Raw genomic sequence first — 6,460 nt, 5'->3', positions numbered from 1 at the left:
CGCAGGTCTGACGGAGACGGTCGCCCCGGGGCCGACCGGACGGTCACCCCGGGGCTGACCGGGAGTTGACAGGCGGCCCCCGTAGGGTGACCGCATGGCTGTAAAGGTTTCCCGGCCGCGTGGCCGGCGACTGGTCGCGCTCGTGGCCGTGCTGGCCGTGCTGCTCGGCGGCGGTTCGTGGGCGGCGGTGGCCGCTTCCGACGGCTCGGCCGCCGCTGTGCAGCGCCAGGACCAGGTCCTGGCGCTGCCCGAGAAGCCCGGCAGCAAGGCCACCGTCCGGATCGACACGTCCTACTTCACCAGCACGGCGGTGGACGGCCGCCGTCCCGCCGTGCTGCTCGGCCACGGCTTCGGCGCCAGCAAGGAGGCGGCCAAGGGCCAGGCCCAGCAGCTGGCGCGAGCCGGGTACGCCGTACTGACCTGGTCGGCGCGCGGGTTCGGCCGCTCCACCGGCAAGATCGGGCTGAACGACCCGGAGGGCGAGGTCGCCGACGTCAGCGGGCTCATCGACTGGCTGGCGAAACGTCCCGACGTGCAGCTGGACAAGCCCGGCGACCCGCGCGTCGGCATGACGGGTGCCTCGTACGGTGGCGCCATCGCGCTGCTCACGGCGGGCCACGACCGCCGTGTGGACGCCATCGCGCCGCAGATCACGTACTGGAACCTCGCCGACGCGCTGTTCCCCGACGGGGTGTTCAAGAAGCTGTGGGCCGGTTACTTCTTCACCACCGGCTCGGCCCCCGTCACCACCTCCGTGCCCAACCCCGCCCGCGGCGTGGCCTGTCACCGCTTCGAGGCGCAGCTGTGCCGGATGTACGAGCGGGTGGCGGTCTCCGGCCGTCCGGACGACGAGGCCCGGAAGATGCTGGAGCGGCGCAGCCCGCAGGCCGTCGCCGACCGCATCAAGGTCCCCACCCTGATCACCCAGGGCCAGTCCGACTCGCTCTTCCCGCTCGGCCAGGCCGACGCGATCGCGAAGGCGCTGAAGAAGAACGGCGCGCCGGTCTCGGTGGACTGGATCGAGGGCGGCCACGACGGCGGCGCCCGTGAGGACGCCCGCATCCTGGCCCGTACGGAAGCGTGGTTCGCCCGCTATCTGAAGGGCGAGCGCGGCACCGACACCGGCCCGGCGTTCCGGATCAGCCGGGCCGGGGGCCTGGACGCCCGCGACGGCGCCTCGCGGCTGCGCGGCGCGAGCGGGGACAGCTACCCGGGCCTGCGCGGCGACCCGCGGTCCGTGCCGCTCGCCGGCCGCGAGCAGACGCTCGCCAACCCCGCGGGCGGCGACCCGCCCGCGATCTCCTCCGTCCCCGGCATCGGCACCGCGCTGGGCGGCCTGAGCGCGCTGGGCAACGGCCCGTCGCTGGACTTCCCCGGCCAGTACGCCCGCTTCGAGTCCCGCGCGCTGAAGAGCCCCGTGCAGGTCACCGGCTCGCCGACGGCGAAGCTGCGGGTGACGAGCGACCACGACGAGGCCGTGCTGTTCGCGAAGGTCTACGACGTCGGGCCGGACGGGCGCAGCCAGCTGCTGCCGCATCAACTCGTCACACCGCTGCGGGTGACGGACGCGAAGGACGGCCGTACGGTCTCCGTCCGGCTCCCGGCCATCGACCACGAGTTCGCCGCCGGGCACCGGATGCGGCTGGTGGTGGCCGCCACCGACATGGCGTACGCGTCGCCGCCCGAGCCCGCCGTGTACAAGGTGGCGCTCGCCGGTGAGAACGCGCTGAGCGTGCCGACCGCGCCCGGCGTGCACACCGCCGCCACCCCGCTGCCCCGGTGGGTCTGGGGCCTGCCGATCGCGGCCGTACTGATCGCCGCCGCGCTGCTGCTCACCGGGCGGCGCCGCACCACGCCGCCCGCGCCCGACCCGGACCTGTCCGACGTGCCGCTGCGGATCACCGGTCTGACGAAGAAGTACCAGGGCGCAGTCGACCGGTACGCCGTCCAGGACCTGACCTTCGGTGTCGACCGCGGTCAGGTGCTCGGGCTGCTCGGGCCCAACGGCGCGGGCAAGACCACCACGCTGCGGATGCTGATGGGCCTGATCACGCCGGACGAGGGCGAGATCCGGGTCTTCGGGCACGCGGTGCGGCCGGGCGCCCCGGTGCTCTCGCGGGTCGGCGCGTTCGTCGAGGGCGCGGGCTTCCTGCCGCATCTGACGGGCCGGGAGAACCTGGACCTGTACTGGCGGGCCACTGGCCGTCCGGCCGAGGACGCGCACATCGACGAGGCGCTGGAGATCGCGGGCCTCGGCGAGGCGCTGCAGCGCGCCGTCCGTACCTACTCCCAGGGCATGCGGCAGCGCCTCGCCATCGCGCAGGCCATGCTCGGCCTGCCGGACCTGCTCATCCTGGACGAGCCGACCAACGGCCTGGACCCGCCGCAGATCCGCGAGATGCGGGACGTGATGACCCGTTACGCGGCCGAGGGGCGCACCGTGATCGTCTCCAGCCATCTGCTGGCCGAGGTCGAGCAGACCTGTACGCATCTGGTCGTCATGGACCGCGGTCGGCTGGTGCAGGCCGGGCCCGTCGCCGAGATCGTCGGGACGGGCGACACGCTGCTGGTCGGCACGGCTGCGCCGGTGCCGGACGGGGTGGTGGAGAAGGTGGCCGCGCTGCCGTTCGTCGCCTCGGCCGTCCGCGCCGACGACGGGCTGCTCGTCCGCCTCGACGGCACGGCAGGCACGCCCAAGCTGCTCGCCGAACTTCTCCGCCTCGAAGTACCGGTGGACCGCGTCGGGCCGCACCGCCGCCTGGAGGACGCCTTCCTCACCCTGATCGGAGGGGACCGATGAGTACCGCAGCACGCCCGGCCGGGCCCGCGGCCGGCTACCGCGCGGGGCACACCCTGCCGCTGCGCGTCGAAGCGCTGCGGCAGCTGAAGCGGCGCCGCACGCTGGTGGTCGGCGTGGTGCTGGCCGCGCTGCCGTTCGTGCTGGTCGCGGCCTTCGCCCTCGGCGGCGACCCGGCCGGGCGCAACAACCGGATCACCCTGATGGACACCGCGACCGCCTCCGGCGCGAACTTCGCGGCCACCGCGCTGTTCGTCTCGGCGGGCTTTCTGCTGGTGGTGCCGGTCGCGCTGTTCTGCGGCGACACGGTCGCCTCGGAGGCGAGCTGGTCCTCGCTGCGGTACCTGCTGGCCGCGCCCGTGCCGCGGACCCGGCTGCTGTTGAGCAAGCTGACCGTGGCGCTGGTGTTCAGCGCGGCGGCGATGGTGCTGCTGCCGCTGGTCGCGCTGGCCGTGGGCACGTACGCGTACGGCTGGGACGCGCTGCGGCTGCCGGGTGGCGGGGTGCTGCCGGCGGGGGACGCGGTGCCGCGGCTGGCGCTGGTCGTCGCGTACCTCTTCGTCTCGCAGCTGGTGACCGCGGCGCTGGCGTTCTGGCTGTCGACGGTGACGGACGCGCCGCTGGGCGCGGTCGGCGGCGCGGTCGGCCTCACCATCGTCGGCAACGTCCTGGACCAGGTCACCGCCCTCGGCAACTGGCGCGACGCGCTGCCGGCCCACTGGCAGTTCGCCTGGGTGGACGCGCTCCAGCCGAAGCTGGACTGGACCGCCATGGTCCAGGGCTCCGCGGTCTCCGTCTCCTACGCGCTGGTCCTCTTCGCCCTGGCCTTCCGCGGCTTCCGGACGAAGGACGTGGTGTCGTAGCGGACCCGGGTGCTCAGGCCTCCGGCTCCGCCGGGAGGCCCTGGACGCGGCGGAAGTACTGCTGCTTCTTCTCCTCGCGGACGACGATGCCCAGCGCGGTCAGTTCCTCGCGCAGCTGGGCCGCGTCGTCCGCGCGGCCCTTCTCCAGCGCGTGCGCGCGGGCCTTGAGGAGTGCGTGCGCGCTCGCGTCGAGGCCGGGCAGGCCCGCCACCCAGCGGCGGTACTCCCCGGCGTGCGGGTCGGCCTCCTGCCACGGATAGCCGTGGGCCCGGAAGGCGGCGGCGAGCCGCGCGCCGTCGAAGTCGCCCTTGAGGCGCAGCAGTTCCTCGCCGCGGTGGCCGAGGGCTACGAGGTGCTTGCCGTTCGGGAAGACCGCCGCGACGTCCGCGCGGTCCAGTACGTGGTTCCGGCCCCCGCGGGTGAGGGCGGTCCGCGCGGGGCCGATGGCGGCGTGCACGTAGTCGCGTTCGGCGAGCAGCGCGAGCAGCACCCCGGCCACTAAGCCGAGGCCCGCGGCGCCGACCGTCGCCTGTGGCTCGGGGAGCGACGCGATGAGCTGGAACGGTCCCTGCATCGGTGCCCACGGCAGGGACGCCACCCAGCCCGCCACCGCGTCCAGCAGCCATCCCAGTGCGGCGCCCAGGACCGGGAATCCGGCCCAGGTCAGGGCGCGGGAGCCGGTGGTCGGTGCGACGCGGGTCGCGTCCTTCCCTGCCGGGCTCTCAGCAGACATCACATGTGTCCTTCTTCTCGGGCCGGGGCCGGAGTACGGCCCGTCAGCCAGTCGATGATCCGGCGCAGTTCGGCGGCGTGCTCCACGGCGTCGAAGCCGTCCTCGCCCGCGCTCAGGTAACTGGAGTCGACCATCCGCTGAATCCATCCGGCGACGCGCGCCGGGGGGAACGCGAGCGGCCGGCCCTCGTCGGCCAGCCGCTCCGCCAGCGTGACGAGCGTGGCGCGGATCCGGGCCTCGTCGGCGGCGACCATCCGGGCGAACTCCTCGTCCCGGTTGGCCTGGAGGAGGGCCGCCGCCAGGAGGCCGGGGACGAGCGGGTCGGGCAGGTCGGCGAGCAGGTGGTCCACGAGCCCGTCGAGGCCGTCGCCGGGCCGCCCGGCGGCCAGCGCCCGGTCGCAGGCCGCGGCGTTGCGCGGCACGTCGTCGGCGAACACCGCGTGGAAGAGGTCGCGCTTGGTGGCGAAGTAGTGGAAGAGCGTGCCCGAGCCGATGCCGGCCCGGCGGCAGACGGCAGCGGTCGAGGTGCCGTCCACGCCGTGGGCGGCGAACTCCTCGGCGGCGGCGTGCAGGATCCGGGCCCGCTTGCGGGCGTGCTGTGCGGGGTCGACGGTACGCATCGACACGAATAGTAGAGCACACGCTCTATTAATGGCGGGAGTGCGGCGGCAGGGGGTCCGGCGCCCGGTTGGGCCGGGTGGGTGCTTGCGCCGCGGGGCGCGCAACCCTTGGGCGGCGCGGCGTGTCTGCTCGGGTGAGGTCCGCACAATGCGGATGTATTCCGGAAGAAGAGGACATTCGATGATCCGTAAGGCTTCGCGAGCTGTCACCGTCTCCGCTCTCTGTGCCGCCCTGCTCGGCGGCGGCCTGACCCTGGCGGCGTCCGCGCCCGCCGCGACCGCGGCCTCCGAGGGGAAGGCCCCGGCCCGTTACAACGCCGAGCAGGTCCACCACTTCCTGCAGGGTTTTTACGGCAACCACGGGCCCCGCCAGTGGGAGCGGGACAACATGGTCGGCGACGAGCTGAAGAAGCGCGCCGAGAAGAACAAGAAGTACGACGTCCTGCTCTGCGCGCAGAACAACCCGCGCGACATCGCCATCGGAAAGGTGACCACCGCGCAGTCCGCGGGCGTGGGCTGGGCGACGGTGACCACGAAGTGGAACCGCGGCCCGGACCAGCACTTCCTCGCGTACGTCGGCCTGGACGCGAGCAAGCCGATCAAGCTCACCCAGATCGACTGCAGCCCGGGCAGCTGACGGCTGCCCCTTCCTCTGTACCGGCCACCCCGTCCTCCGTACCGGCCGCCGTCCGAGGGGTGGCCGGTACGGCGGTGCCGCGCGTGGCCGGACAACCGTTTTCGCCTGATCCGGCACGTATTCTCTCGTTATGACCTGGACGAGCGCGCTGAAGCAGACCGCCCGCTCCGGGCTGAGCGTCGAACGGGCCAAGCTGACGCCGCTCATCGCGGTCCGCGGCGCCGTGGGCGTCGCCATCGTCGTCGGGGGCTGTCTGTGGCTGGGCTCCCCGGTGCTCGCGGTCTCCGCCGCCTTCGGTGCCTTCTCCGCCGCCATCGCCACCTTCCAGCGCAGCTGGCGGCCGCGCCCGCTGCTGGCCCTGGCCGTCGCGGGCGGCCTGTCGGTCTCCACTTTCCTCGGCTATCTCGCCGCGGCCCACACCGTGCTGTTCGTACTGCTGCTCGCTGCCTGGACCCTGCTCGCGGGGCTGTGCTGGGCCGTCGGGCCGGTCTCCGGGCTGATCGGCACGCAGACGGTCGCGGTGATGCTGGTGACCGTCACCCTGCCGACCTCCGTACTGGGCGCGCTGGCGCACGCCGCGCTGATCGCGGCCGGCGGCTGCGTACAGGCCGCGCTCATCCTGCTCTTCCCCGTCCGCCGCTGGGGGCGGCAGCGGGACGCGCTGGCCGACGCGCTCGCCGCCGAGGCGGACTACGCGCGCCGGCTGCGGCACGATCCGGTGGCGCCCTTCGACCCGCAGCCCCTGATGGACGCCCGGCTCGCCTCCCGGGTGACGCCCCGCCAGGCCCGCCGCCGCCCCGCCCAGCTGCA

At 74.0% G+C, this 6,460-nt stretch carries 6 protein-coding genes; 4 read left to right on the top strand and 2 right to left on the bottom strand.

Annotation, left to right across the window (positions count from 1 at the left end):
* The first annotated feature begins 94 nt into the window (after positions 1–94).
* Positions 95–2,800: an alpha/beta fold hydrolase gene (locus CCS38_RS11725; protein WP_223733174.1), complete on the top strand. Its 2,706-nt coding sequence runs from the start codon at positions 95–97 to the stop codon at positions 2,798–2,800.
* On the top strand, positions 2,797–3,660 hold the full coding sequence (locus CCS38_RS11720) for an ABC transporter permease (RefSeq protein WP_223733173.1): 864 nt from the start codon (positions 2,797–2,799) through the stop codon (positions 3,658–3,660). Before CCS38_RS11725 ends, CCS38_RS11720 begins: the two co-directional genes overlap by 4 nt.
* Before the next feature lie 13 nt (positions 3,661–3,673).
* On the opposite strand, the gene CCS38_RS11715 is transcribed toward CCS38_RS11720, so the two are convergent.
* A complete protein-coding gene (locus CCS38_RS11715) occupies positions 3,674–4,393 on the bottom strand; it encodes a YqeB family protein (RefSeq protein WP_223733172.1) in 720 nt (239 codons plus the stop codon).
* A complete protein-coding gene (locus CCS38_RS11710; protein ID WP_223733171.1) occupies positions 4,393–5,013 on the bottom strand; it encodes a TetR/AcrR family transcriptional regulator in 621 nt (206 codons plus the stop codon). The genes CCS38_RS11715 and CCS38_RS11710 overlap by 1 nt, the downstream gene beginning before the upstream one ends.
* A 181-nt stretch (positions 5,014–5,194) precedes the next feature.
* Between CCS38_RS11710 and CCS38_RS11705 the strand changes: the two genes are divergently transcribed.
* Positions 5,195–5,650 (top strand): hypothetical protein, encoded by a 456-nt coding sequence (locus CCS38_RS11705; protein ID WP_223733170.1) that lies wholly within the window; start codon positions 5,195–5,197, stop codon positions 5,648–5,650.
* 130 nt (positions 5,651–5,780) lie between these two features.
* Positions 5,781–6,460 (top strand): FUSC family membrane protein (locus CCS38_RS11700; protein WP_308050792.1); only part of this gene is annotated, 680 nt, incomplete at its 3' end.

The organism is Streptomyces purpurogeneiscleroticus, from assembly GCF_020024005.1.
In the GTDB taxonomy this organism is placed as follows: domain Bacteria; phylum Actinomycetota; class Actinomycetes; order Streptomycetales; family Streptomycetaceae; genus Streptomyces; species Streptomyces purpurogeneiscleroticus.
The sequence above is the reverse complement of the archived record's forward strand: the minus strand, read 5'-3'. Positions and strand labels throughout refer to the sequence as shown.

What these genes read in the sequence shown, in the direction of transcription:
- CCS38_RS11725 (WP_223733174.1), top strand. Translation starts at nt 95, where the DNA reads ATGGCTGTAAAGGTTTCCCGGCCGCGTGGCCGGCGACTGGTCGCGCTC.
- CCS38_RS11720 (WP_223733173.1), top strand. Translation starts at nt 2,797, where the DNA reads ATGAGTACCGCAGCACGCCCGGCCGGGCCCGCGGCCGGCTACCGCGCG.
- CCS38_RS11715 (WP_223733172.1), bottom strand. Translation starts at nt 4,393, where the DNA reads ATGTCTGCTGAGAGCCCGGCAGGGAAGGACGCGACCCGCGTCGCACCG.
- CCS38_RS11710 (WP_223733171.1), bottom strand. Translation starts at nt 5,013, where the DNA reads ATGCGTACCGTCGACCCCGCACAGCACGCCCGCAAGCGGGCCCGGATC.
- CCS38_RS11705 (WP_223733170.1), top strand. Translation starts at nt 5,195, where the DNA reads ATGATCCGTAAGGCTTCGCGAGCTGTCACCGTCTCCGCTCTCTGTGCC.